The sequence below is a fragment of the Kastovskya adunca genome, from assembly GCF_059505785.1.
The window spans coordinates 94,971-119,556 of sequence record NZ_JCACLG010000047.1; the positions used below are offsets into that span (position 1 = coordinate 94,971).

22 protein-coding genes are annotated in these 24,586 nt (G+C 48.3%); 10 read left to right on the forward strand and 12 right to left on the reverse strand.

Going from position 1 to position 24,586, the window contains the following annotated elements; translation table 11 throughout:
• Positions 1-166: 166 nt before the first annotated feature.
• Both raf1 and AC5JR3_RS18385 read left to right on the forward strand, forming a co-directional pair.
• Complete coding sequence (raf1, locus tag AC5JR3_RS18380) at positions 167-1,261, forward strand: RuBisCO accumulation factor 1 (protein ID WP_495848003.1); 1,095 nt, start codon at positions 167-169, stop codon at positions 1,259-1,261.
• Between the two features lie 39 nt (positions 1,262-1,300).
• Positions 1,301-1,423 (forward strand): hypothetical protein, encoded by a 123-nt coding sequence (locus AC5JR3_RS18385; RefSeq protein ID WP_495848004.1) that lies wholly within the window; start codon positions 1,301-1,303, stop codon positions 1,421-1,423.
• Here AC5JR3_RS18385 and AC5JR3_RS18390 read toward each other — a convergent pair.
• From AC5JR3_RS18390 to AC5JR3_RS18425, 8 genes are all read right to left on the reverse strand, one after another.
• The gene (locus AC5JR3_RS18390) at positions 1,420-1,698 is read right to left on the reverse strand and encodes a Mo-dependent nitrogenase C-terminal domain-containing protein (RefSeq protein WP_495848075.1); all 279 of its coding nucleotides are present in this window, start codon (positions 1,696-1,698) and stop codon (positions 1,420-1,422) included. The genes AC5JR3_RS18385 and AC5JR3_RS18390 overlap by 4 nt on opposite strands.
• Positions 1,699-2,102: 404 nt before the next feature.
• Complete coding sequence (locus AC5JR3_RS18395) at positions 2,103-2,345, reverse strand: DUF4926 domain-containing protein (RefSeq protein WP_495848005.1); 243 nt, start codon at positions 2,343-2,345, stop codon at positions 2,103-2,105.
• A 21-nt stretch (positions 2,346-2,366) separates the two neighbouring features.
• Positions 2,367-2,699, reverse strand: coding sequence for a DUF6883 domain-containing protein (locus AC5JR3_RS18400; RefSeq protein ID WP_495848006.1), 333 nt, complete (start codon positions 2,697-2,699; stop codon positions 2,367-2,369).
• Positions 2,700-2,815: 116 nt separating this feature from the next.
• Entirely contained in the window at positions 2,816-3,136 is a 321-nt protein-coding gene (locus AC5JR3_RS18405) for a hypothetical protein (protein ID WP_495848007.1), read from the reverse strand.
• A 155-nt stretch (positions 3,137-3,291) separates the two neighbouring features.
• The gene (locus AC5JR3_RS18410) at positions 3,292-3,741 is read right to left on the reverse strand and encodes a GFA family protein (RefSeq protein WP_495848008.1); all 450 of its coding nucleotides are present in this window, start codon (positions 3,739-3,741) and stop codon (positions 3,292-3,294) included.
• An 86-nt stretch (positions 3,742-3,827) separates the two neighbouring features.
• Complete coding sequence (locus AC5JR3_RS18415; RefSeq protein WP_495848009.1) at positions 3,828-4,862, reverse strand: DUF2891 domain-containing protein; 1,035 nt, start codon at positions 4,860-4,862, stop codon at positions 3,828-3,830.
• A 146-nt stretch (positions 4,863-5,008) separates the two neighbouring features.
• A complete protein-coding gene (locus AC5JR3_RS18420) occupies positions 5,009-6,733 on the reverse strand; it encodes a glycosyltransferase family 39 protein (protein WP_495848010.1) in 1,725 nt (574 codons plus the stop codon).
• A gap of 217 nt (positions 6,734-6,950) precedes the next feature.
• Positions 6,951-8,819, reverse strand: coding sequence for a glycosyltransferase family 39 protein (locus tag AC5JR3_RS18425; RefSeq protein WP_495848011.1), 1,869 nt, complete (start codon positions 8,817-8,819; stop codon positions 6,951-6,953).
• A gap of 147 nt (positions 8,820-8,966) precedes the next feature.
• Here AC5JR3_RS18425 and AC5JR3_RS18430 point away from each other — a divergent pair, with 147 nt between their 5' ends.
• The 5 genes from AC5JR3_RS18430 to AC5JR3_RS18450 all read left to right on the forward strand — a co-directional run bounded on the left by AC5JR3_RS18430 (position 8,967) and on the right by AC5JR3_RS18450 (position 14,013).
• Positions 8,967-11,423 carry an ATP-dependent helicase gene (locus AC5JR3_RS18430; RefSeq protein WP_495848012.1) on the forward strand — a complete coding sequence of 819 codons (2,457 nt, stop codon included), beginning with the start codon at positions 8,967-8,969 and terminating at the stop codon, positions 11,421-11,423.
• Between the two features lie 388 nt (positions 11,424-11,811).
• Positions 11,812-12,009, forward strand: coding sequence for a 50S ribosomal protein L35 (gene rpmI / locus AC5JR3_RS18435; protein WP_495848013.1), 198 nt, complete (start codon positions 11,812-11,814; stop codon positions 12,007-12,009).
• Positions 12,010-12,105: 96 nt separating this feature from the next.
• Positions 12,106-12,462: a 50S ribosomal protein L20 gene (gene rplT / locus AC5JR3_RS18440; RefSeq protein ID WP_495848014.1), complete on the forward strand. Its 357-nt coding sequence runs from the start codon at positions 12,106-12,108 to the stop codon at positions 12,460-12,462.
• A gap of 137 nt (positions 12,463-12,599) precedes the next feature.
• On the forward strand, positions 12,600-13,373 hold the full coding sequence (locus AC5JR3_RS18445; protein WP_495848015.1) for a transporter substrate-binding domain-containing protein: 774 nt from the start codon (positions 12,600-12,602) through the stop codon (positions 13,371-13,373).
• 112 nt (positions 13,374-13,485) lie between these two features.
• Positions 13,486-14,013: a tetratricopeptide repeat protein gene (locus AC5JR3_RS18450; RefSeq protein WP_495848076.1), complete on the forward strand. Its 528-nt coding sequence runs from the start codon at positions 13,486-13,488 to the stop codon at positions 14,011-14,013.
• A 10-nt stretch (positions 14,014-14,023) separates the two neighbouring features.
• Here the strand turns inward: AC5JR3_RS18450 and AC5JR3_RS18455 are convergent, their stop codons facing one another.
• Positions 14,024-15,940 carry a GTPase family protein gene (locus tag AC5JR3_RS18455; protein WP_495848016.1) on the reverse strand — a complete coding sequence of 639 codons (1,917 nt, stop codon included), beginning with the start codon at positions 15,938-15,940 and terminating at the stop codon, positions 14,024-14,026.
• Positions 15,941-16,087: 147 nt separating this feature from the next.
• Between AC5JR3_RS18455 and AC5JR3_RS18460 the strand changes: the two genes are divergently transcribed.
• Entirely contained in the window at positions 16,088-17,269 is a 1,182-nt protein-coding gene (locus tag AC5JR3_RS18460) for a ComEA family DNA-binding protein (protein ID WP_495848017.1), read from the forward strand.
• Positions 17,270-17,813: 544 nt separating this feature from the next.
• Here AC5JR3_RS18460 and AC5JR3_RS18465 read toward each other — a convergent pair.
• Positions 17,814-18,377 (reverse strand): Uma2 family endonuclease, encoded by a 564-nt coding sequence (locus AC5JR3_RS18465; RefSeq protein ID WP_495848018.1) that lies wholly within the window; start codon positions 18,375-18,377, stop codon positions 17,814-17,816.
• Between the two features lie 254 nt (positions 18,378-18,631).
• Between AC5JR3_RS18465 and AC5JR3_RS18470 the strand changes: the two genes are divergently transcribed.
• Positions 18,632-20,233: a histidine kinase N-terminal 7TM domain-containing diguanylate cyclase gene (locus AC5JR3_RS18470; protein ID WP_495848019.1), complete on the forward strand. Its 1,602-nt coding sequence runs from the start codon at positions 18,632-18,634 to the stop codon at positions 20,231-20,233.
• Positions 20,234-20,342: 109 nt separating this feature from the next.
• Positions 20,343-21,305 (forward strand): protochlorophyllide reductase, encoded by a 963-nt coding sequence (locus AC5JR3_RS18475; RefSeq protein WP_495848020.1) that lies wholly within the window; start codon positions 20,343-20,345, stop codon positions 21,303-21,305.
• A 161-nt stretch (positions 21,306-21,466) separates the two neighbouring features.
• Here the strand turns inward: AC5JR3_RS18475 and AC5JR3_RS18480 are convergent, their stop codons facing one another.
• Together AC5JR3_RS18480 and AC5JR3_RS18485 are read right to left on the reverse strand one after the other, a co-directional pair.
• Positions 21,467-22,825, reverse strand: a complete 1,359-nt coding sequence (locus AC5JR3_RS18480; protein WP_495848021.1) for a YcjF family protein — start codon at positions 22,823-22,825, stop codon at positions 21,467-21,469.
• A gap of 16 nt (positions 22,826-22,841) precedes the next feature.
• Positions 22,842-24,548 carry an MHYT domain-containing protein gene (locus AC5JR3_RS18485; RefSeq protein ID WP_495848022.1) on the reverse strand — a complete coding sequence of 569 codons (1,707 nt, stop codon included), beginning with the start codon at positions 24,546-24,548 and terminating at the stop codon, positions 22,842-22,844.
• Between the last annotated feature and the right edge of the window lie 38 nt (positions 24,549-24,586).

The window sequence follows — 24,586 nt, forward strand, 5'->3', positions numbered from 1 at the left end:
ACTCACGATCCTTGATCAGGCTAACTGGCATTTCTAACCCACTTCTACTGTCATTCATCTCGCCCCCAAATCTGTATATTATGGCGGGAGCCTTCTTAGGGTTGAAGGTAAATTAGAAACTATTGTGCCCTAATCTCCTGAGCTGTAAAAACTTCTTCACACCATCATGACTGAATCATCACCAGGCATTCCTGAGAGTAACCCTCAACCCGACGCCACAACTGTAAATTATGAAGATTTGTTATTGTTGCTACGACGCAAAGAACAAACCTGGGTCGAGTGGGGACAGGCTTGTGCAACCCTGCAAAAAGCTGGTTATAACTCCCAGACGATTTTTGAAGAAACTGGATTTGAGCCAATTCAGCAAAATCAAGTAATTGTTGCGGCTCAAGTTTACGCCAGTATTGTCAGTGTTGGGGTATCTGAGGAAGTGCGATCGCGCTATTCCAAAACGGGTAGCGATTCGCTCTACGAGTTACGTATCCTCAACCAAGTTGAACGCGCTGCTGCTGCGGAATTACTCTACTCCAAAAACCTTGACTCCGAAGGCGCAAAAGAAGTCGCCAAGGCAATGAAAGAGTTTTCCCGCTACAGTACCCTTCCCGAAGGATTTACTGAGCACCCCGGCGATGGAGTAGCTTTCTACTACTGGAGATTGGCGCGACAACAAACGGATTTGCAAGAACGTTCCCGGCTAATTGCCCGTGGTTTAATGTTTGCCAACTCTCAAAGCGCACGGCAACAAATCGAGAAGTTGCTAACAGAACCCACTAACTCAACGAAACGCCCTGTCCCCACACTACCTCTTTACCGGATAGAAGCCGAGGATGAGCTACCGTGTCTCGTTCCTGTCGCCGGACAGTTTCCCCTAACTGCTGCTGATGTGAAAAACGTTCAACCCCTCAAAAAAAAGGGAGCCTTTCAAATCATAGAAGCCGTTGTTGGTCAATTAGTGGTGACTATTCCTGGTTGGAAAGTGGTTCTAAATGCCCAAGATCCCGTCGCTATGGTCTGCAATAGTAGCCAGTTACCCACTAAAGTCCTTGGTAAGCCGGAAGACATGCTGGTACTCATTGACCGTGGCAACACAACCTGGGACGATGGCAGCTACTTTTTAGTAGACAAATCAGACAATGTGCAAATTCAGTGGACGGATACAGCGCCTGATGCGCCAATTTTAGGACGCCTGCTTTTGATAATGCGTCCGAAGAAAATTATTGATGAACCCTTAAACCAGGATGTTTGGCAGATTGATGAATAGTTATTAGGGATTAGCGATCGCCAAAGGAAATAACTGTAGGTGGGCATTACCAAGATGGGTGTCACCTCAACCTTAAATGATGTAGTACTGCCCACCACACGAGTAATTGTAGGGTGGGCTGAACCGCCCAATACATCAGCCAATGACAATGGTTTCATTTAGCAATAGCAACGCACATCTTCGCCGCACTCATCAGCTAAATAGCAGAGTGCTCGAAACCGTAAGCTAACCACTTCTTCATACAGTGGATTCAGTTTGCACAACGGTGGAATCTGCACAAGGGTGCGACCAAATAGACAAATATCTCGCTCAAAGGGGCACTGCACAGGAATCATACGACAGAGCAAATGGGCAAGTGTAGTATTGCGGATGTTCAGCCCATTGAGCCACTGACGAACGGGGTATAACCCGTCGAATGGAAGTGTTTGAGGATTCATTGAAGAGCCAGTTTGACAAGGAGTGTCTTTGCCTTTGATCCGGTTCAAAATAAGGTTCAACATAGCTGTATCTGCAGGAGTGTGAATATTCTGACTATGGGCTATGTCTGTAGCTTACTTATAATCCCGACAAATTAAAACACTGTTACTATATAAATAATTTTTATATAAAATAACTCCTGCTTAACCCTCTTTTCGTGAAGCTAGGGGAACACCCAAAACCTCCTCATTCTCGTTTTCACCGTCTCCACCCCTGCTTCGGCAGATAATTTGTTCTGGTCGTAACCCTAAAGGCTCGTAGGTGCGCCTGTGCGGTCTAACGTTGCTGTTCAGCAGCTGTCAATAACTTTTAAAACTCCACCAGTAGCTTGGGGCAGTCCGTTGCAACAGCGTTGTTGTGCTGGTCAGGCTGTGACCATTTCAGCTTTCGTATCAGGCGGTGCTGGCTCAAAACGTAATACCATAATTTGTTCGGGTCGTAACCCTAAAGACTCGTAGGTGCGCCCGTTGCGATCGCTAAACTCAACTTCAAACGCTGTACCATTCGCTAATATCTCAACCACTGTCCCAACTTGTCCCCGCCACAGATTGTATTGGGGTAGGTCAGCCGTCAAGGCTACAACATCTAACAACTTGGGTGTATTCATCGCGCTGATTACCTCCACTAATCAAAGAGGATAGCAGGTCGTTAATTTTGGAATCTCCGAACCATGCTCTATGATCCAGCCACTCCGTAGGGTTGCAGTTCTATTCTGCCATTCGATTAAGAAATCTATAGTGTAACGCTGCCCAAACTCATCCTGCCTTCCTAACTGGGCTTCGTGAGTTTTAACAACTTCAAGTAGAATTTGACGCAATTCCTCTGCATTGTCAGTCGTCATCCCAAGGATTGAGGAAAACAGCCGAGCTTTGTGCTTACCGTCATCGTGTTCAAGATTGAGGCAGTAGTCACGCAGTTTACGAATATCAACAACTGCATTCTCTGCATCTGGGATAAGCATAGAAAAGTTGCCACGAGTGAGCAGCCCTCAGTTTATCCTGAATGCCAACACTTTGAAGCTGTTCACTAACCTTAACCCCCCGTATTGCCAAGCCACTACAAGAGCAGCGATCGCATTTAGATTTTTTGAGCAACGATGCATATCATTCCATTAATAATTTCATTTTGAAGTACTTGTAGTTCTGCTTTTTGTAGCTGATCGCAGACCCAATTCTTATCGATACGTAACTTCGGATAAAAACTGGTATTCAACAACCATCGCTCTCCCTCTTTCCGATAGAGCAAGTCGTAAACTTCCACAATGTTTTCACAATACTCAAGAAAACAGGTGAGAATGGTTGATTCATCACTTTGGACAGGGATAAAGCGCTGTGTTCCCTGCGGTTCCACAGAAACGTATTCGCGGAAAGTTAAAATAAATTTTCCCTTTGTCGCCAACGCACTCTCAACACTCAACAGTAGAGAATTCAATGAAGAAATATACAGTCACTGTGCAAGCGAATTGTTAGGCTTATGACTTGAGCTCACTAACTTCTAATCCCACCCTACGACCATGGGCGAGTCCATTCTGGTCAAGCGGAATTCTTTCTATACTACTCGCTCTCAAATCGCTCAAACAGTTGGTTAAAGTCGCTGGGTTGCGCCTCGTAATTTAACATCTGTTCGCTCAGAATGACCCATTTCTGCGAACTTCGAGTCCATAAGTTGCCAACAGGCTTGAGCCAACTTGTATCATCCAATGTTCCAGGTTTTACGTTGGTAATTTCGGAGTTTCGAGCCGGGTTATGGAATAATCTTGTCCCACATTCCTCACAAAATAAGCAACTCACTTCACGTCCGCTATCAGAGACTCGCTTCCATTGTTTCGGTTGCCCCTGAAGAATTACAACGGCGGCACGAGGAACAGGCATTGACATGCCAAAGGCACTCGAAGATTGCTTTTGACATTCTTTGCAGTGACAGGCATAAAGCGTGAGAGGTTCAGCTTGGATCTCGTATCGAATTTGCCCGCACTGACATCCTCCAGTGTAAGGAGCGGTCATATTTCACTGCCTTAAACTACTTGGTCATGTTTATTATGTGCGATCGCCCCAACACCGTGTTCGACCTCTGGAACTACTCGAAGTATCTAGCTACATAATCCACGCGCCGTTATGAGATAAATTGCAAACGTTCCTAACCAGTGACTACTAGCATAATGATCGCTGGTAACATCTACCAGTCCGCACTGACGATGTAAAACAGCAATAGAACGAAGCGTATCGAGCCGAGAATCACTATCGAGTAAGTGAGAGATAATACCTTCAATCATCCACGCTCGACTAAGGTTTAAACCCCGAAAATGAGATTGTAAATAGTCGTTGGAATTGTCTACTTGTAAAGGTTGTAATGATTGTAAAGCTTCCTCTGTGAGTAATTGTGGAAGAAAATCGGTAAGCCAGCTCGCAAAATCTGCTGGTGAGAGAATGCGCCGCATTAAATCTGCTTCTGCAAGGCAGGGAGAAACAAAATCATAGCCCAACGGCTCAAAATTTAATGGATAATTTTTGTCGTTCAGATAAAATTTTTGTGCCTTACTGTTGATTAAATTTACAAAGTTTTCCTGGTTCTTACTTCGGGCCCAATCGAGTGCTAGGCATAGGGGGAATGCCGTGTTAAAGTGCGTTCCTGTGCGATTGGGAAGTTCAAGTCTTTGCAGCCAGCGATAAAAGTTATTGGCGACTAACGTTTCTAACGGCTCTAAAACAGACAGCCATTCTTTCCCTTGGGGATCATTCCATTCCTGTAATTCCATCGCCAGTTGCAATAGCCATGAAAATCCATAAGGACACTCAAAGAAGGGACATCGCTGTAAATAGGCAATCTCTCCTTGAATTTTTTCTGAAGTAAGGGTTTGTTGCAGTGCTTCCCTTACCGTCGTCTGAAATTCAGCTTCAGGAAAATAACGAGCTAACCGTGCAAGTAACCAATGTCCATGTACGGCGGAATGCCAATCCAGACAACCATAAAACGCTGGCGTCAATTCTCGTGGTGGCTTAATATCTTCATCGCTTTCAAACCAGGAAATTTGGCTGTGTGGATACTCCTGGTTGATGCAGTTCAGCACCAATTGAACAAACTTCGCCGCGATCGCTGCATCAATCTCCATTGGTTTGAGCTGCATAGTAACTGTTGTAATAACTGTAGGGTTGCCATTAGCACGATGGGGGTGTCGTCTCAACCTTAAAGGCTGTAGAACTGCCCACCATCCCTAATGAAGATGTTTGAAAATGTTTCAGGATTTTCTTTGACAATGCTCACCCGACAAACTTAAGGACGAAGTTGACAGCGGTAGAGTTGATGAGAGACATATTCGGGATGGTTCTCGATGGGGTCGAGGGTGCAGAGGGTTGAGGACGCGATCGCTATTTCTTTGACATAGCATTGACGTTTCATTTGCCGAATAACAGTCCAGAAATTGAAGGGCGGGGAAGGAAGGGTTGAAGGAGCAGATAGCGGTGGCTGGAGTAATTGATAGCGAGATTGCCGATCAAAGAAGGCAAAATAGGCAGTTGCGCTGTCTCTAGAACTACCTTCTTTTTCTGCCGTTGTCCTGAGTTGATCGAGGGCGAAAGCAAAGCTTAGTCCCGTCGCTACCTGCTGAGAATTTGTGTATTCCATTACAACAACTACAGGTTTTGCTGGTTCTAAATTCAGGTTTTGGGCAACTTTGTCGGGAGGGTAGGTTTTTTGAAAAGCTAGGTTGGAGGTAATAAAAACCCAGCTTAAGATACCTACGAAGATTGGGAGCAGGATTGTTTTGCTGGAACCTAGAGCGATAAACTTGTGCGTCAGATGAGCTAGAGGCAACTTCGGCTCACTCTGGGGATTTTGAGGTGAATGGCGTCCCGCTTCTCCCAAACTGACACCTAAAAGAGCGCAGACGGCTGGGTAGTAGACAAAGTGATAGCGGGGAGCAACACTCAGGTCTTTGCCCAACAGATAGATAATTACAAAGAATTCCCCTACTACACAAAGGGTGAAGCACAACAGCGTAAAGGTTGGCGGTTGAGTTTTGGGATGCTGCCAGAGTTGCTTAATTCCCCGCCAGCTTGTAAAAGCAATCCAGCCAGCGAAGCCAAGCATTAGTAGTATCATCGGCAATGCGATCGCTAGGGGCTGACCTTCCACTGGCAGCACAATCACCATTAATATCCCTGCTACTAGAGCCTGAAATAGGGGCACAATATTTTGTGGTGGTGGCAGCCAGCCTGCTTCCGGGCTGGTGAAGTGGTCGATCATTACAGGGAACCAAGGCAGGTAGAGTAAGGCAATACCGACGATTGACAGGCTGAAGGCGAGCCAACTGTAACGAGCCAGAAACTGACGCTGCTGGTACATCAGCACAATCAGCGTCAGAACTTGGGCGACGGTTGCCAGGATGAAGAAGTAGTGGATGTACCAACCGATGCTGTTAGTAATTACCCAAAATAGCCAAACTCCGATTCGTGGCGGCTGTTGGGAGTAGAGGTTTTGCTGAATTTTGATTAATGCTACTAGTGCCAGTGAGATTAGCAGTACAGCTAGGGTGTAGTGACGTGCTTCTTGAGAAAGATAGATCCCAAAAGGAGAAACCGCCATCAAGACAGCTCCCAGCAAACCCGCACGGGGAGAAAAAGCAACGCGGTTGAGGAAGTAAACGGCGAGGACACCAGCAACACCAAATAAAGCCGGAAGCGATCGCAGTTTCCAAGCCAGGGATAGCTCTAGGGGATTTAGCCAGCGCACCCACTGATACATCAGGCAAAAAAATAACGGCGGATGGGTGTCCTGAGTTGCCATTGTCTGGACAATGTTCGGACAGCTTATCGGCACTTGCTCTGTCAAGAGTTGCTGGATCAAAGTGGAGAGCGGCAGGATTGTCTCCAGAGGAACATCTTCTAAGCTGTGTCCCAGAGCGATTAATGCTGAGATGATTTCATCTAGCCAGAGCGCCTTGGAGTCGAGGTGCCAAAACCGGAGGATGGCAGCCAAGACAACTACTCCCGCTAGCATTAAATAATGTCTTTGAAACTTACTAAGGCGGCGGTTACTGATATTGGCAAGCAAAATTCAACGACAACGATACTACATTGTTCTAAGCTCTGAGGGAACAGCTATCCCCAGCTTTAGCTATCTGATCAGATTCTCGTAGTGCGATCACGTAACGCACTCCTCTATCTAAAAGCTAATACTATTCAAAACTTACCCCCTCAGGACTCAGAACTCACCACTAAGGACGTTGACAGCGATAGAGCTGATGAGAAATGCCTTCGGGATGGTGATGGATGGGGTCGAGGGTGCAGAGGGTTGAGGGAGCGATCGCTATTTCTGGTACATAGTATTGCCGTGCCATTTTCGGAGCAACAATCCACAAATTGAAGGGAGGGGGAGGAAGTACTGAGGGTTGAGATAACGGTGGCTGGAGTAACTGATAGCGAGATTGTTTATCGGAGAAGGAAAAATAGGCAGCCGCGTTATTTTTAGAGTTACCCTGATTTTCTGCCGTTGTCCTGAGTTGGTCGAGGGCGAAAGCAAAGCTTAGTCCCATCGCTACATCCTGGGAGTCTATATATTCCACTACAACGACTACAGGCGTTGTTGATTCTAAGTTGAAGTTTTGGGCAAGTTTGTCAGGGAGGTAGGTTTTTTGAAAAGCCAGGTTGGAGATGATAAAAACCCAGCTAAGAATGCCCACGAATATCAGAAGCAGGATTGTTTTATGGGAATCCAGAGTTAGCCGTCGGGAATTATACCAAGCGGCAAGCAAAGGACGAGGAAGAAACAGCTTTGAGGAGACAACGCTCCCGTTTTGAGAACTAGTCGTCACAGAGACAACCGGATGAGGGGACGGGGATACTCTGTCATAACTTCTATTTGTGTCAACCAAAACCCTGTTAGTTAAACGAGCTAAAGGTAACTTCGGCTCACCTTGGGCGCGTTGAGGTGAATAGCGTCCCGCTTCTCCCAAACTGGCACCCAAAAGAGCGCAGACGGCTGGGTAGTAGACAAAGTGATAGCGGGGAGCAACAGTTAAGTCTTTGCCCAACAAATAGATAATTACCAAAAATTCTCCCACTACACAAAGGGTGAAGCATAACAGAGTAAAGGTTGGCGGTTGAGTTTTCGGATGCTGCCAGAGTTGCTTAATTCCCCGCCAGCTTGTAAAAGCGATCCAGCCAGCGAAGCCAAACATTAGCACTATCATCGGCAATGCAATCGCTAGGGACTGACCTTCCACTGGCAGCGCAATCACCATTAGTACCCCCGCAGCTAAAGCCTGGAATAGAGGCACAATATGTTGTGGTGGTGGCAGCCAGCTTGCTCCCGGACTAGCAAAATGATTAAACATTACAGGGAACCAAGGCAGGTAGAGTAAGGCGATCGCTAATACTGCCACACTGAAGGCGAGCCAACTGTAACGAGCCAGAAACTGACGCTGATACATCAGCACTATTAAGGTAAAAACTTGGGCGACGGTTGCCAGGATCGCAAAGTAGTGGATGTACCAACCGATGCTGTTAGCAATTACCCAAAATAGCCAAACTCCAATTTGTGGCGGCTGTCGGGAGTAGAGGTTTTGCTGAATTTTGATTAATGCTACTAGTGCTAACGCGATCGCTAATATCGCTAGGGTGTAGTGACGTGCTTCTTGAGAAAGATATATCCCAAAAGGAGAAACCGCCATCAAGACAGCTCCCAGTAAACCCGCACGGGGAGAAAAGGCAACGCGGTTGAGGAAGTAAACGGCGAGGACAGCAGCAACACCGAATAAAGCCGGAAGCGATCGCAGTTTCCAAGCCAGGGATAGCTCCAAGGGATTTAGCCAGCGCAACCACTGGTGCATTAAGCAAAAGAACAATGGCGGATGGGTAGACTGACTGGCCAGCGTCTGGGCGATGTCTGGACAACTTGCTGCTACTGGCTCGGTAAATAGTTGTTGAGTAAAGCTGGAGAGCGGCAACAGCAGATCTAGGGGAACATCTTCATAGCTGTGTCCTAGAGTGAGTAATGCGGTGATGATTTCATCTAGCCAGAGCGCTTTAAAGTCGAGGTGCCAAAACCGGAGGATGGCAGCCACAACCACTACTCCAGTTAGCATTAAATAGTGTCTTTGAAACTTACCAAGGTGGCGATTACTAAATACCAATATTGGCAAGCCAAATTCAACGACACAATCCTACATTGTTCTAAGCTGTGGGGAAACAGCTATCCCCGGCTTTAGCTATCCCATTTCTGACGGATTCAGATGTCCCAAGACAACAGTACCACGGGCACACCAGCGACTTCTTCTTTATTTGCGCTCCGAGAGCAGGCATTGCTGCGGTTGCATAATAGCTTGCGTTCTGGGCAACAGAGCTTGGCAGAGTGGCAGGGAGGGGAACTAGCCGTTTCTGCGGTGCCGGGAGCGGGAAAATCTACCGGGATGGCAGTAGCAGCAGCCGTGGCGATCGCTCGCTATCAATTGCACGGACGGCGGCAGCTCGTTGTCGTGACGTTTACGCGATCGGCGGCGGCGAGCATTAAAGGGAAAATTCGCAGTCATTTGCGGGATTTATCCCTACCACAAAATAGTTTTATAGTCAATACGTTGCATGGTTTGGCGTTAAACATTTCCAGCCGCCATCCCGACTTATCAGGACTCGACTTGAGCAATGCCACGCTGATCACCCCGACTCAGAGCCATCGCTTAATTCGCGCTTGTGTGGAGCAGTGGATTGCCCTAAACCCCCGCCGTTACTCGGTTTTGCTGGAGGGACGGAGTTTTGATGGGGAAGAAACAGAACGGCTGCGGCGTCAGTCGGTACTGCGGACGGAAGTATTACCCGCTCTGGCGAGTACCGTAATTCATGAAGCGAAAAGTTCCGGGTTGCTCCCCCAGGATTTATGGCGGTACAGCCAACAGCTAAAGGATGAGTACGAGATTTTGAGCGTGGCGGCGGGCTTGTACGAACAGTATCAAACCTATGCGCGATCGCGTAACTTTATTGACTACGACGACATGATTCTCGCCGCCCTACGGGTGTTAGAAAATGACGCCGTGCGTCGCCATTGGCAAGAACAGGTGTTTGCCGTTTTTGAAGATGAAGCTCAAGATTCTAGCCCGTTGCAAGCACGGTTGTTGGAGATTTTAGCGACTTCGGAGGTGGGGGAGCAGGGACGCGGGGGAGCGGGGGAGCGGGGGAGCGGGGGAGCGGGGGAGCGGGGGAGCGAGGGAGCGGGGGAGCGGGGGAGCGAGGGAGCGGGAGAGAGAAACCCTCAGCCTCTAGTTAACTTAGTACGGGTTGGCGACCCCAATCAGGCGATTAACTCCACCTTTACTCCCGCCGATCCCAAATATTTCCTCGACTTCTGCCAACACTGTGATGCTCAGGGGAACTTGGCAACAATGGATCGAGCCGGACGCAGTACTCAAAAAATTATTGAGGCGGCAAATTTCCTCCTCGATTGGGCAAATCGGACGTATGGTAGGCAATCGCTAAATAACCAAAGCTCTGAAAACTCAGGACTTTTCTGGTTCCAGGCGATTCGTCCGGTTGACCGAGGCGATCCGCAGACCGATGCCAATCCCGCGCCTACGGGTGGGGGACTGGAAATCTACACGCCGCGCGATATTTATCACACCGTAGAACTAATTGGCGATCGCGTCATCAAGTTATTCGCTGAAAATCCCCAAGGACGAGCCGCGATTTTAGTGCGGGAAAATCGTCAAGGTCGCTTTCTGGGGGAGAAACTGAGCTACCTAAAGCGGCAGCATGGCATTGAAGTATACGATGTCGGAGAACGCGATCGCCACTCCCACGTCCCCGGCGAAATCCTGGCACTGCTGCAATTTATCGACCGTCCCCATTCCCCAGATTTCCTAAAAGCAGCGTTAGAAGTCCTAGTACAGCGTCAACTGATTCCCCAGCAAGACCTAAACGCCCTTGCCACCTTTCCCGAACAATTTCTCTATCCCGGCCCCCTCGACCCACCCCAGACCCCACTGGTGCGCGAGAGTCGCCGTTACTGTTCCAGCTTGCTTCGCGCTCGCCTAGAACTCCCCCACTACCACCTAATTTCCTTCCTCGCCTTAACCCTAAACTATGACCAGTCGGAATTGGCGACAGCCGATAAATTAGCCGAACGCATCGCCAAACAAACCCTCGGTAACAGTTCTATGGGGGCAACTTTAGAAGCCCTTGCGGAAATCGTCACCTCCGAACGCTTTGAACCTGTGGAAACTGAAGATAGCGACTCCCGCTATCTGCGCGCCGGACAACTGACGATTATTACGATGCACAAAGCAAAAGGGTTAGATTGGGACTACGTCTTCCTCCCCTTTCTCCACGAAGATACAATTCCCGGTACTCCTTGGGTACCGACGGCGGCTCAGTTTTTAGGAGACTTTACCCTACCAGAAGTTGCCAGAGCGCAAATTCGTGCCAGCCTCCACGGAGTATTTCCCTTACCAATGGCAACAGAAGCATGGGAACAAGCAGGACAACTCAAAACCGCTGAGGAGTTCCGCCTGCTTTATGTTGCTATGACGCGGGCAAAGCGTTTGCTGTGGATGTCAGCGGCTGAAAAAGGGCCGTTCCGCTGGAATACCTTTAGCGGTCACGCAGCGGATAATCTACAGCAGAAAAAACCCTGTTCTGTATTACCTGCCCTCAAGCGCCAGTTTCCTCAAGCGGTGGTTTCTTTGTCCGCGCTGCCAAGTTAAAAAACCGCCGAGCATTGCAGCAGGTTTGCTGGGGATGTCGGCGGAGGAAGTCTGTATGTAAATCTTTGTAGCTTATGCGCCTTGAGAGTCTGAGGCTTTCCGTCTGCGTGTAAACAATAGACCTCCTGCACGAATCAAAATTCGACCCCCCTCTATCCCCCCTTGGTAAGGGTGGAAGTTAAGAAAAATCTGGCTCCCTCCCCTTACTAAGGGGAGGGTTGGGGAGGGGTATAAGGTATTCATGCAGGAGGTTTAATGCTGATGCCCCTATTGCACCCAAAGCGATCGCTGTAGCGGATTTTGGAATTGTCACCTTGATTTTTGGTTTGCCCTGTAGAGGCTACTCGTCGTATCATTGTAGATTGTGCCCTTATTAGAATTTTGGTCTATGCCTAAACTAAAAACCCGCCGAGCAGCAGCAAAGCGCTTTCGTGCTACTGGCACTGGCAAAATTAGACGCCGTAAGGCTTTTAAGAACCACTTACTAGAGCACAAGACCTCAGCTAAAAAGCGGGAGTTATCCCAGCTTGGTCTAGTAGATGAGCGCGATGCTGATAACGTGCGCTTGATGCTGCCGTATTTGTAGAAATCTTAGAGGGGAGGAGAGTAAACAGCAAAGGGTTACCTCCTTACCCTCTACCATTCAAGTTTCTAGCAACCAACCAAAAACCAAAAACCAACGATGACACGAGTAAAACGCGGTAATGTCGCCCGTAAGCGACGCAAAAAAATTCTCAAACTGGCTAAGGGGTTCCGGGGTTCTCAGTCCAACCTGTTTCGCACCGCTAACCAGCATGTGATGAAGGCACTGCGGAATGCTTACCGCGATCGCAAAAAGCGTAAGCGTGATTTCCGTCGCCTCTGGATTACCCGCATCAATGCCGCCGCCCGCCAACATGGTGTGAGCTACAGCCAACTGATGGGACAAATGAAGAAAGCCGACATCCAGCTCAACCGCAAGATGCTGGCACAATTGGCAATTCTTGATCCTACTAGCTTCACTAAAGTTGTGGAATTAGCCGGACAAGCCAAAAGCTAAATGTTAGTTTCTGCACAGTCGCTAATGGCTAGCTTGCTAATCGTTAAAAACATTAGCAGTTAACCCATTAGCAAGCTCGCCTTGATTATTGAAAGCCGATGAGAAGTTGTCGAATTTCAGTCTCCAAAGCCGATCAGATGCGTTTAAAAGTTTTGGCTTGGTTAATCCTAGGGTTGAGCATATCGCTTTTGGCCCTGCCACCGATTCGCGCCGCCGAATTAGCCAAGATTGAAAAACGCGGCGCGCTGGTTGTTGCGGTTAAAGACAACCTTCGTCCTTTAGGGTTTCGTGACAGCACTGGCAACTTGCAGGGGCTGGAAATTGATATCGCTAAACGTCTAGCAGAAGAACTGCTGGGAAATGCGGAGGCGGTGACATTCCAGCCTGTAAGTAATCGCGATCGCCTCGATGTAGTTGTGCAAGATCAAGTTGACTTGGCGATTGCCAGAGTCACCGTCACCGACGCTCGCTCCCGCGTAGTGGACTTCAGCCGACCCTATTATCTAGACGGTACAGGTATAGTGACCAACAACCCCGCCATCCAACGCTTAGGGGATGTTGCCACCGGGAAAATTGCCGTAGTGAATGGCTCAAGCACAATTGCGGTAATCAAACACACACTCCCGGCGGCAAACTTAATCGGGGTAGACTCCTATGAAGCGGGGCGATCGCTTTTAGAGAACGGGGGAGCGGATGCCTTTGCGGCGGATAACAGCGTTTTGACTGGCTGGGTGCAAGAATATCCCCAGTACCAGATGCTACCTGTGCGGCTATCAGGAGAAGCCTTGGCTGTGGTGATGCCCAGAGGGTTACAGTATGTTGCGTTGCGGCAGCAAATCAATGCCGCGATCGCTCGATGGCAAGCATCCGGTTGGTTGGCTGAACGAGCCGCCTACTGGGGGCTACCGTAAAACCTGTGTTGTAGCCATCGTCAAGATTGAGATGGGGATAGCAGTTACTCTGCTGGAATTTTTCCCCGGTAAGATAGGAAACAGACTAAAACCTGCACGACTTTACCAAACAATGGATAATACTCTTCCAGTTATTTATGTTTCTGTCTTACTGTCTTTGCTAGCTAGCATCACCTGGCTAGTCATCCGTCAAGTCTTTAAAACTCGTAAGGTTGAGAACTCCCTCACACGCATACAAAACAAGTTACAAACTGAGCTAGGGACGGTACAGGAGTATTACGAACTAGGCAGTATTTATTCAGATAAGAAACTCTTTGCCCAAGCAAGCAAGCTCTTTCAAAAAGCCCTGAAAGCCCAGGATGCCGAGGAAGAAAAACTTGCTCCTATCTACAATGCTTTGGGTTATGCTTACTTTGCTCAAGAGCAGTATGACCTCGCCATCCGTCAGTACAAAGAAGCCTTGAAGGAAAATCCAGAATACGTTACCGCCTGGAATAACCTAGCTCATACTTACGAACGTAAGCAGTTAGCGGCTCAAGCCTTAGAAGCTTATGAAACGGTGTTGAAGTTGGAGCCGAAAAATGACACGGCCAAGCGGAGAGCCGAATCGCTACGGAAGCGGTTTGCTCCCTCTAAGTAAGCTGAATCAGTCAAACCTGATGTAGATAGTAGTCAAACCGCTCCTGTAGTTGTTCAACCGTCAGATTCTGACTCCAGTACTCCACTAGGGCGTGACCAAATGCCCAAGCGTTGCGCTCTGGTGAGGCGGGATTTTTTAGCAGTAGGGGCCAAAGGGAGAGCAAATCAAAGCTGAGAGGGTTTTCGCCAGGATTCAAAAGGGAGAATAGGTCATAAGCCATTTGCAGCTTGCCAATGACAACGGGCAACTGTTCCACCGGAATTTGCTGTGCCAGCAGATATGCCAAGTTTGGAGAGCCAGTGGATAGGGTGGAAATAAACTGGAGGACAGGACTTTTGAGCAGTGCGGCTAGTCCCTGAGTGGTTGCCATCTGGAAGGTGTAGCGATCGATGATTTTAGCAGAGGCGGCGGTGCGGGCTTCTAGGTTCCGCAAAAAGCGGGCAAGCCGGAGTTGTTTGGCAGGGGCGATCGCCTCCACTAGTGCGATTGAGAGCGCCTCCACTCCCCAAGCGGCTCGACCTGTTTTGATGTCCCCGGTGACGACGGGTAAAACCAGATCGTTACAGAAGTCGCCCAGGCGTTGAGCGCGATACTCAGTCGCTTCCCGGATCGCTTTTTCCTTGGGGTGATCGCCCCATTGCCAATCGTAGGGCGGCTCCCATTCGCGGATGGGACGCAGACGATCTACCTGAGTGACAATGGCGATCGCAGGTAAGTCGGCAACATCCGCCTTGATGTCTTTGAGAAAGTCTGCATCCATTTGCAAGGCAGGATCGAGGGCTGGAGTGACGAGCAGCAGCAGATCGGCATGAGTAGCATAGTCAAGCACTACCTCCCGCAGATCCCCCTGATTCACTTGCTCGTAACCGGGAGTATCCCAAAGCGTGAGTGCTTCCCCAGTTTGGGTCTGCCAATGGTAATTTTGAATTTTATCGGTAGTGGGCAACACATCGACGGCGGCGCGGTCTGCCTGAAACAGCGTATTAATCAGGCTACTTTTTCCGGCTCCGGTTCGCCCCACGAGCAGAATATTGACGGGCTTTTGCTCAATGTCCTCGGTGGGTTCGGCTTGAGTCAGGATTTCTCGAAGGGTTTGGGTCTTTGCTTGGGGTAGCGTCGGTGTAGAAACAGAGAATTTTGCAGGGAGTAGGGTGCTACCACCGTAGAGCGCGATCGCCTGCCGACATAAGTTCCTGAGAGCTGCTTCTCGTAGTAACTGGCTGAGATTCACCAGTAATTCTTGAGTTGCCTGATTGCTAGAACGCTTAGTGGCTCGTTTTGCTACCGCCGCCACAGGATTAAAGAACCACTGTGCCCAGTTCCAAGCTTGCCAAAGCTTACGAGCGGATGGTTCCAGCCTGCGGTAGACTTCGTAGCCCTCGTATGCTTGCCCAACCGTGACCTGATTGAGGGCAGGGGATAGTTGTTGCATCCACCGATCTAGGTCATCCACTGTTCCCCGAATCAGGCTGTAAGCCTGGGGAACGTAAATGTCTAATAGGGGATACTTCACTTCCGGATGGTAAATATTAGCGATCGCGGCGACTAGATCCTGGCATCGCTGCCAAAAGGTTTGCCAGTCTTCCCAAATTGGGCGATCGCTCTGTGCCGTTTTCAGGATTTCTTGGAGCGCACCTTCTGCTTTCTTTGTAGCGTCATTTCCCGCAGGTATTGCTGTTGTCTCGTCTGAAGCAGGTTCCAATTCTTCGCTGACTTGCGCCATTACTGCTTCTAGTTGATCTATCGCAGGTCGAGTCCACTTCACCAGCAGCCAACGCCACCCTACTAATAAAACGGTAAATACGCCCCAAATCCAATTAATGCCCCAATCGTGAATCTGCACCCCTGCGGATATCAGCAAGAAACCGACGATTATCGCGATCGGAAGTGCCAACACCACCCACTGCCACACCTTTAATTGCACCATTGCCTCACACCTCAACTAGACGGCTTATACCGCTATTGTCGCTAACATTCGTTTGTGAGTGATAGGCCTCTTACTGTGGGATAGCATGGCGAATAACGGTGTTAGATAACCGTAGGCATAGCTGTCTTAATCATTCCAGAATTTTCTATGGTTAATCTCAAGGAAGAAGCTCTCAAGTTACTTAAAGAAGCACTGGACGAGTTGGAAGCTCCGAAGGGAAGTGTCCTTTCAGGAATACAGAAGTTATTGAGAGTGGCGCGAATTATAGGTGAAGAAAATATTTCTAAATGGTGCGACATACAGCTTGGTAAAGTAGATTATGCTTCCCCATTCATAGATTACATTGATGCTTTAGTTGCATCTGAGGAAAGTAAGGGTAAAAAGAATGAAGAACGTATTACTGAAGGAGTAAATAGACTAAAGAGATTAGAGGAATTAGGTATAAAAGCTGACGATGTCACCTTCCTGATTGATGAAGCAGGAGGTGGGCTAGCAGGCATTGATTTTATAGAAGAGAAATACGCTGATCTCGTTAGGACAAAGAGAAATAATGACGGTCAATTCTATAAGTCTAATTTATCGCGCCGTATTAGCTACGTGCGTAGAGCAGCGCACGATAAAGCAACTAACTTATTTAACAAGTTGGCATTTTCCGAGACACCACGAAGTACTTTCGATTATCTCCGAGAGGAGGTTGATGATAAACTTCTGGATTTGAATCCTGAGTTAGCTGAGAAGTTGATGGTCGCATTCAAATCTGTCTCCAGTGAGAATCCAGAAGAATGGTCACACGCCTTGACAACCTGTAGACGCCTGATAGAGGGGATTGCTGACGAATTGTTTCCTCCTACTCAAGAGACGAACAACGGTCGTAAGTTAGGGCAAGCTCAGTATATCAACCGACTATGGGTTTTTATGGACAAAGCAATAGAAAGTGAATCAAATAGAAAGCTTGCAAAGGCTCACATTGATCTCCTCGGTAGTTATCTAGAAAATATCCATAAACTCACGAATAAAGGCGTTCATGCTGCTCTTAGAAAATTAGAAGCAGTCAAAACAGTCTTTCACACATATCTCATGCTCGCAGATATTCTTGACTATCTAAAGCCAGGGGAAGCAAAGTTGGAAAAGCCTCTGAACATACACGTAGCAACACTTGATGAGCTGGAAAGCTTTTTAGGCGTCAGTCGAGCTGTTGCTAAGGAGATCGTTAAGCTCAGAGTAAAGCACAGTACACTAACTCCGAAAGCGTTAGGACAGATACCTGGGATTGGGTCAAAAATTGTGGCAAAGGCAGAAGATCTGTTTTCATTTGAACCAGCCAAATGATAAAGATAGCTCTAATGGTTTAAGCTTAGGGTAATGGGCGATTGTAGTGAATCAACAGATTCAACGACATCTTAGAAAAGTTCAGTCTGAGAAAGTTTGTGAAAAGGATATCTGCTCCATTTATGGTTGATCGTCTGTATGAACCGAGTATCCTTTCATCTGAAGAAAGACTCTTCAGAGATTATTTTGAGCAATTGGTGTCTGAGTTCGGATCTGATTATGAAATTTGGGTCAGGAATGAGGATTTCAGTCGCATGATAGCAGCAGGTGTAGTGAACCGTCGTTCAGAAGTAGCTGTGACTATCTGCTTCAAATACAATGGCAGTGCTATTTCTAATCCACTCAACGCATCAGTAATCGAGAGAGTACGGCATCACCTCAGGTCATCTACTATAGAGGACTTGCAAATTAACTGCCCATCTTAATTCAGGAAGCGGCGATCGCACTTCCCTTCACCAGGCAAGAATTTGATTAACTTCCGTCCGACAGCCTGTATCAAGAAGCAAAATGCGATCGCTCGTACCAAAAAGCCAGCAGCGATCGCTTATTCCAGTAGCCAACCAAACAAATCTCCCAAAGTGACACGGAAATCCTTGGCAAATTCTGGTACTGGCAAACACGCTTCTGGTTCATCAAAAACTTCTGTTGGTCGATCTGGCAAATAGACGAACACTGATTGTTCCTCTGGATCAATTAACCACCCCATCTGAGTCCCAGACTTCAGACAGTGCAGAATATTTTTTGTTACTTTCGTCTGGCTTTGGTCAGGGGAGAGAATTTCAATTGTCCAGTCTGGCGCAGTCGAGAAAATATTCGCAACCCCACCATTTTCCTTACGCGGAATTCGTTTCCACGTAAATACAGAAATGTCAGGTACGATTGAGCGCCCGCCAAAAGTACAGCGAAGCTCTGAAAAAGCTCGTGCAATCCGCTGTAGCTTGAGTATTACATTGATTGCGGCTGCCAACTCAGTCTGAATTGCACTGTGTTCTCCTTGAGGCATTGGCGATTGAATAATCCGTCCGTCAATGTATTCACTAGCCGGTTCAGTTTCCGGAAGTTTCAGAAACTCTTCCAGTGTCGGGACTTTGGTGGGTGTTTGTACCATTTTTTACGTTTGAGGCAGCTAGTCACACCGCTTTTACCTGTTATTCTACAAAGCGATCGCTCAATAGTGTAACTTGGCTGCAGCTGAACTATTCTCCCAGTAATCGCTCAATTGAAGCTGCAATATCACTCTGATGATGTGCCAATAGAATTCTCAAATTTTGAGCACTGAACCCTGAGTGCGGATAAGATGACGAATGAGCCGTAATTAACTACTTATAGCGGTTAATTTCTATAATTGAGCGCTTCACGCTCATGCGTTTCCAATACAATCCCTATTTTGCCATTCTTAGCATTACTGTCATCCTTTCAGCCACCATTGCCTTCGTCGTATGGCGGCGTCGCTCCACCCCTGCCAGCACAACCTTTGCCTGGATGATGATCGCGGCGACTGGATATGCTGCCGTTGCTGCCTTAGAGTCAGCTGCGATCGCTATTCCTGATAAAGTTTTCTGGTCGAAGCTAGAGTATGTCGGTTCCGGCAGTCTGATGACGCTTTTCCTAATATTTGCCATCCAATTCACGCGCCAGAAGGAGTGGCTGAAACCTCGGAAAAGGGCATGGCTATGGGTCATTCCTATTTTTAATATGGCTCTGGCGGCAACGAACGAATGGCACAACCTCGTCTGGACTGGCTTCTCGCCCGGTTCTAGGGGAAGCAATGTCCTCATCTACCACCATGGTCTTGGTTTCTTTTGGGTGATGGCATGGGTTTATGTCTACACGCTTACAAGCACATTACTCCTGGCTAAGGCGGCTTTGCGACCTTCTGCCTTGTATCGCCGTCAGTCCAGAACGGTGTTAGTGGGTGCCCTTATTCCCTTGCTAGGCAGCAGCGCCTACATGCTGGCTCTCACCCCTCCTGGTCTGAACATCACTCCCATGTGTTTTATGGTGACGGGGCTGTTTTTTTCTGCCAGCCTCTTTCGCTTCCGCCTGTTTGACCTGATTCCGGTGGCGCGTGACACGTTAGTCGAAAGCATGAGTGACAGCGTATTCGTTCTAGATGTGCACAACCGCATCGTCGATATCAACCCGGCGGCAAAACGTCTCATCGGAACGACAGGGGTATGCGTCGGGCAGTATGTCGATGAAGTTCTAGCAAGATGGCCTGAGATCGTTAGGCTTTGCTATGACAACGAAGATTTCGAGACAGAGATTTTGATGGATTGGGTTGATCCTCGCTATGTGGAGTTGCGGATTTCACCGTTGCGCGATCGCCTCGGAGGTTTAACGGGACGACTGGTGGTTTTGCGCGACATCACTCAACGTTATCTGGCGGAAACTAAACTCCGCAGTGCCAACGAACGGTTGCAAACTCAGCTACTGGAAATTGAGGCGCTGCAAGTCAAGCTACGGGAACAGGCAATTCGCGATGGGCTTACGGGCTTATTCAATCGCCGTTACTTTGAAGAGACGCTTCCCAAAGAACTGGCGCGGGCAGCACAGGGGAAGTATCCGCTGGCAATTATTTTGATGGATATCGATTACTTCAAGAAAATCAACGACACCTTTGGTCATCAGGGTGGCGATCGCGTATTGAAGGTATTTGGAAACGTGCTTCGCCGTCACACCCGATTTAGCGATATGGCCTGTCGATATGGCGGTGAAGAATTTGTATTAGCTTTGCCAAATATGCCGTGGGAGCAGGCGTGTCAATGTGCCGAGCAAATACGCTTATCCTTTCAAGTCTTGGGTGTGGAATCTGGAGAACAGGAAATATTTGCTACGGTTTCGGTGGGTTTGGCAATGTTCCCCGATGATGGTGAAACAAGCGATGACTTATTGCAACTGGCAGATAAAGCCTTGTATGCCGCCAAAGCAGATGGACGAAATTGCCTCAGGTTTTCGCGCTGAAGCTTCTTTGCCAAAAAGCCCAACATAGGATGCGGTAAAACTACGGTCTAGCTGAGAGTGACTTAAGATTTTAAAGTAAAGTCAACACGGTTAATAGAGTCGGAACAGAATGGAACCTCAGCAGAAGCCAACGGTTGTCATCACAGGTGCCTCTTCAGGGGTCGGTTTGTACGCCGCGAAAGCCTTTGCCAAAAGGGGATGGCACATAGTAATGGCTTGTCGGGATTTAGATAAAGCCCAAAAAGCGGCTCAAACGGTAGGCATACCGCAGGACAGCTACACCCTTATGCATATTGATCTAGGCTCCTTGGAGAGCGTTCGCCAGTTTGTGAGCATCTTTAGGGCAAGAGGTATGTCCCTGGATGCTTTGGTGTGCAACGCCGCCATATATATGCCTTTGTTAAAGGAGCCACTGCGAAGCCCAGAAGGCTATGAGTTGACAGTCACCACCAATCACCTCGGTCATTTCCTCTTGTCTAACCTCATGCTTGAGGATCTAAAAAAAGCGCCCTCTTCGGAGCCAAAGTTAGTGATTTTGGGAACGGTGACGCACAACCCGGACGAGCTGGGTGGGAAGATTCCGCCGCGTCCGGACTTGGGCAATCTGGCTGGTTTTGCAGAGGGCTTTAAGGAGCCAATCTCGATGATTGACGGCAAGGATTTTGAACCCGTCAAGGCGTACAAAGACAGCAAAGTCTGCAACGTGCTGACCATGCGGGAACTGCATCGGCGATATCATCAGTCAACGGGTATTACTTTCAGTTCTCTTTACCCAGGATGTGTTGCAGACACGCCGCTATTTAGAAACCACTATCCTCTGTTTCAGAAAATCTTCCCCTGGTTTCAGAAAAACATCACCGGAGGATACGTGTCTCAGGAGTTGTCAGGCGAGCGTGTGGCGGCGGTAGTTGCCGATCCTGAGTACAAGCAATCCGGTGCCTACTGGAGTTGGGGCAATCGCCAGAAGAAAGATGGCAAGTCCTTTGTTCAAAAGGTTTCTCCCCAAGCCCGCGATGATGAAAAGGGCGATCTCATGTGGGAGTTGAGCGCCAAGTTGGTTAAACTGGCGTAACTAAAAACTGACTGTGGGTTACCCTGCGTACTAATTGCTGTGGATGGTGGATCGAGGATATCGATCCACTTTTTTGCAGAACTGGTATTAACAAGTAGGTGACTCAAGAATTGAATGCGATCGCTAGTTGTTCTGTATCTAATCGCACTACTAATTAATTGCTAACGTTTGATGTGCTTAAACCGCTCTTGCGCTGTCTTAAAGGATTCTTGCATCACCGACTGAATCTTTTTGGGATCGGGTTTCTTCCCGCCCATTAAGTCACCAAAGTAAACGCAGGCTCCTTCCCCTAGTGACCAGGTATAAGATGCCGCCCAGGATGCGGCAATCACACTTCCAAAGCCGGGGATAAATTTAACCAACTCCCGTCCGATTGCTTGGGCGAGGAATCCCCCGGCAATAGCGCTGACCACACCCCCGGCTTGCGATCGCGTCAGCGTCTGTCCGTACAATTTTCCCAGCAACCCCACCATCGAGACTTGCAAAGCCGTCAGCACAGGCATAGTGGCAAGGGGCAGGGGAACCGCCGCGAGGGTGGCTGCCATGATCGAAAAGGGCAAAATGTAACGGCGTCCCACATCCCGGTAGAGGTTGCCAATTTGCTCACCAGTTTCTCCCCGATCCAAGAGCTGATAAATCGCTTGGGCTTCCGCCTCAGGGAGCAGTTCTGCCAAAGAATTTGATAGCGCCTCTAAGCCATAAAATACTGGAGTGTAGCCGTCTTCTTCTAGGGTGAAATCAATCAGTACGGAGCGATCGCATACTTTGGCAAAGGCTTGCTGAAGTGCAGCAAAGGCGCGGTTGATTTCCTGATAGTCGGGGGGATAGGCAGGATGATCGGCGGTACCGGAAGGATACACCTCATGCAAACAGGTAACTACTAGCAGACAGGGAATATCTGGAGATGAAGAGCGCAACTGAGCGGCAATTTGGCGTAACGTGTCAGTGGCAAAATCATTAATCTTGACCGTCAGAATCAAGATTTTGGCGCAGCGAGTTTCCTCTTGCAAATCATCAACTAGTTCCTCAATGATCGCCTGAGTATCTTGGTTTACATCCCCCAGCCCCACCGTATCCGTAAAAATGAGCAACGGCAGGTCGCTAGACGGATAGGCATAGCGCTCAGTGTGTTGCGTGTGGGGACGAAATCCCTGACCAACAATTTCCGCAGAAACCCCGGTAAGTCCCCGCACAATCGAACTTTTCCCAGCTTGAGGTTTCCCAATCAGAAGCGCTTCCGTGGTGGGGAGTTCGGCTCGCACCGTCTCCAAAATCTCTGCAACTTGCTCATCGCTGACGCTAAACCATCCCACCGCCGTCTGTGCTACTTGCTCGACAGGGAGGAGTTTCGTCAAGCGTCCTGTCGCATTGCTCCAGACCCCGGTAATGCGGTTTCTCCAGGAATCATTGACCGACTGAGTTGTCACCTCATCAGTCGGTTTGCTCAATGGCGGAGAATTGGTTGACGGTGAGTCAGAATTATGTTTCTCCATCTGCATTAAATCTGAAATTTTTACCATCTAGAGACTTAGCCTGCTACGTCTCTACTAATTTTCGTTCAGCAGGGACGATAGCCGCTGGCTCTGACTCGGGCTGACCTAGGGGAATTTTTATAAAAAACTCTGTTCCCTTTCCTGGTTCTGAATGACATTGCAACTCACCGCCGTGTCTTTCAACGATGATTTGATAGCTAATAGATAAACCTAATCCAGTTCCTTTGCCAGCGGGTTTAGTGGTAAAAAACGGTTCAAATAGCCGTCTTTTAACGTTTTCGGTCATTCCCGTACCGTTATCAGCAATACTAATTAGTACGCAAGCTGGCTTTGAAGGATCTTCGCGATCGCTATCTAGCAGTTTCGTCTCGATTATGAGCTGATTTTCCTCTTCCGCACGCCCTTCTTCCCTAGTCTCTAAGGCATCAATCGCATTACCAATCAGGTTCAAAAATACCTGGTTGAGTTGTTCGGGGTAACATTCCACCAAGGGAAGTTCGCTGTACTTCTTAATCACTTCAATACCCGGAAATTTCCCCTTAGGTTTGAATCGATGTTGCAGGATGAGCAAGGAGCTATCAATCCCTTCTTGGATATTAACGGGCTTCACTTTTGCTTCATCCAAACGGGAAAAGTTTTTCAAGGAAAAAACAAGCTGCTGGATGCGTTTTAACCCAACCTGCATTGAAGATAACAGCTTCGGTAAATCTTGTTTGATAAAGTCCAGCTCAATTTCCTCAGCGACTGATGCTATTTCTGGGCTTGGATTGGTAAGCTGCTGTTGATAAAGATGTAAGAGCTTTAGGATAGCTTGAGTATATTCATCGACATAGTCAAGGTTGCCGTGAACAAAGGTGATGGGATTGTTAATTTCATGGGCAATTTCAGCGATAAGCTGACCTAAAGCGGACATTTTCTCCGCTTGAATCAGTTGTGCTTGGGTTCCTTGCAGATGCTGGAGAGTTTGCTCTAGTTTTTGTTTTTGGGCGATCGCGGCTTCGGCGGCTTTGGCGTTTTTGTGGGCAATGTGTTGAGAGACAACAACCACTAACATTACCATTGCTAGAATCAACAGCGTCACTACCCCAATCGCGGTTGCCAGCAAAGGAGTGTCGAGGGAGTAGCGGGATTGAGGGGGAGGAGTGTCTCCGGGGATGAAGGTAACGGCTGCCATTGCCGTGTAGTGCATGATCGGAATGGCTAAACCCATGATCGTTGCACCGCCAAACTGTCGCCAGTTGCTCAACTTTGACACTTCTTCCCGAAGCTGAAAGATAAGCCACAATCCTACTCCCGACACGCCAATGGCAATGAGTATGGATAAGGTAACGCCAAGGAGGTGGTACTCGACGATCGCTCTTACTTGCATCGCTGCCATCGCCGTGTAATGCATCGAGGCGATCGCCCCTCCCATGAAGACGCTACCAGAGATTAGCTGAAGCAGATTTAGGGTGGGGCGGCTTACCCAAAATAGAGCAATCAAAGAGCCAACAATTGCTGTTAGTAGGGAAACCAAGACAATCGGCAAGTTATAGGCGATCGGGATTGGCAGGCAAAAGGCTAACATGCCGACAAAGTGCATTGCCCAAATGCCCATTCCCATAGCGCTTGCGCCACCCATTAACCACAGATCGCGACTGCGCTCTTCTGAGGCTGTCACTCGTTCAGCTAGATTAATTGCCGTGTAAGAGGCAAAGACAGCAATGATGATCGACAGTCCGACAAGGCGTAGGTCATAGGTATGGGGCATGAAAGTCAATAAATTTACAAAAACTAGGTCGCGATCGC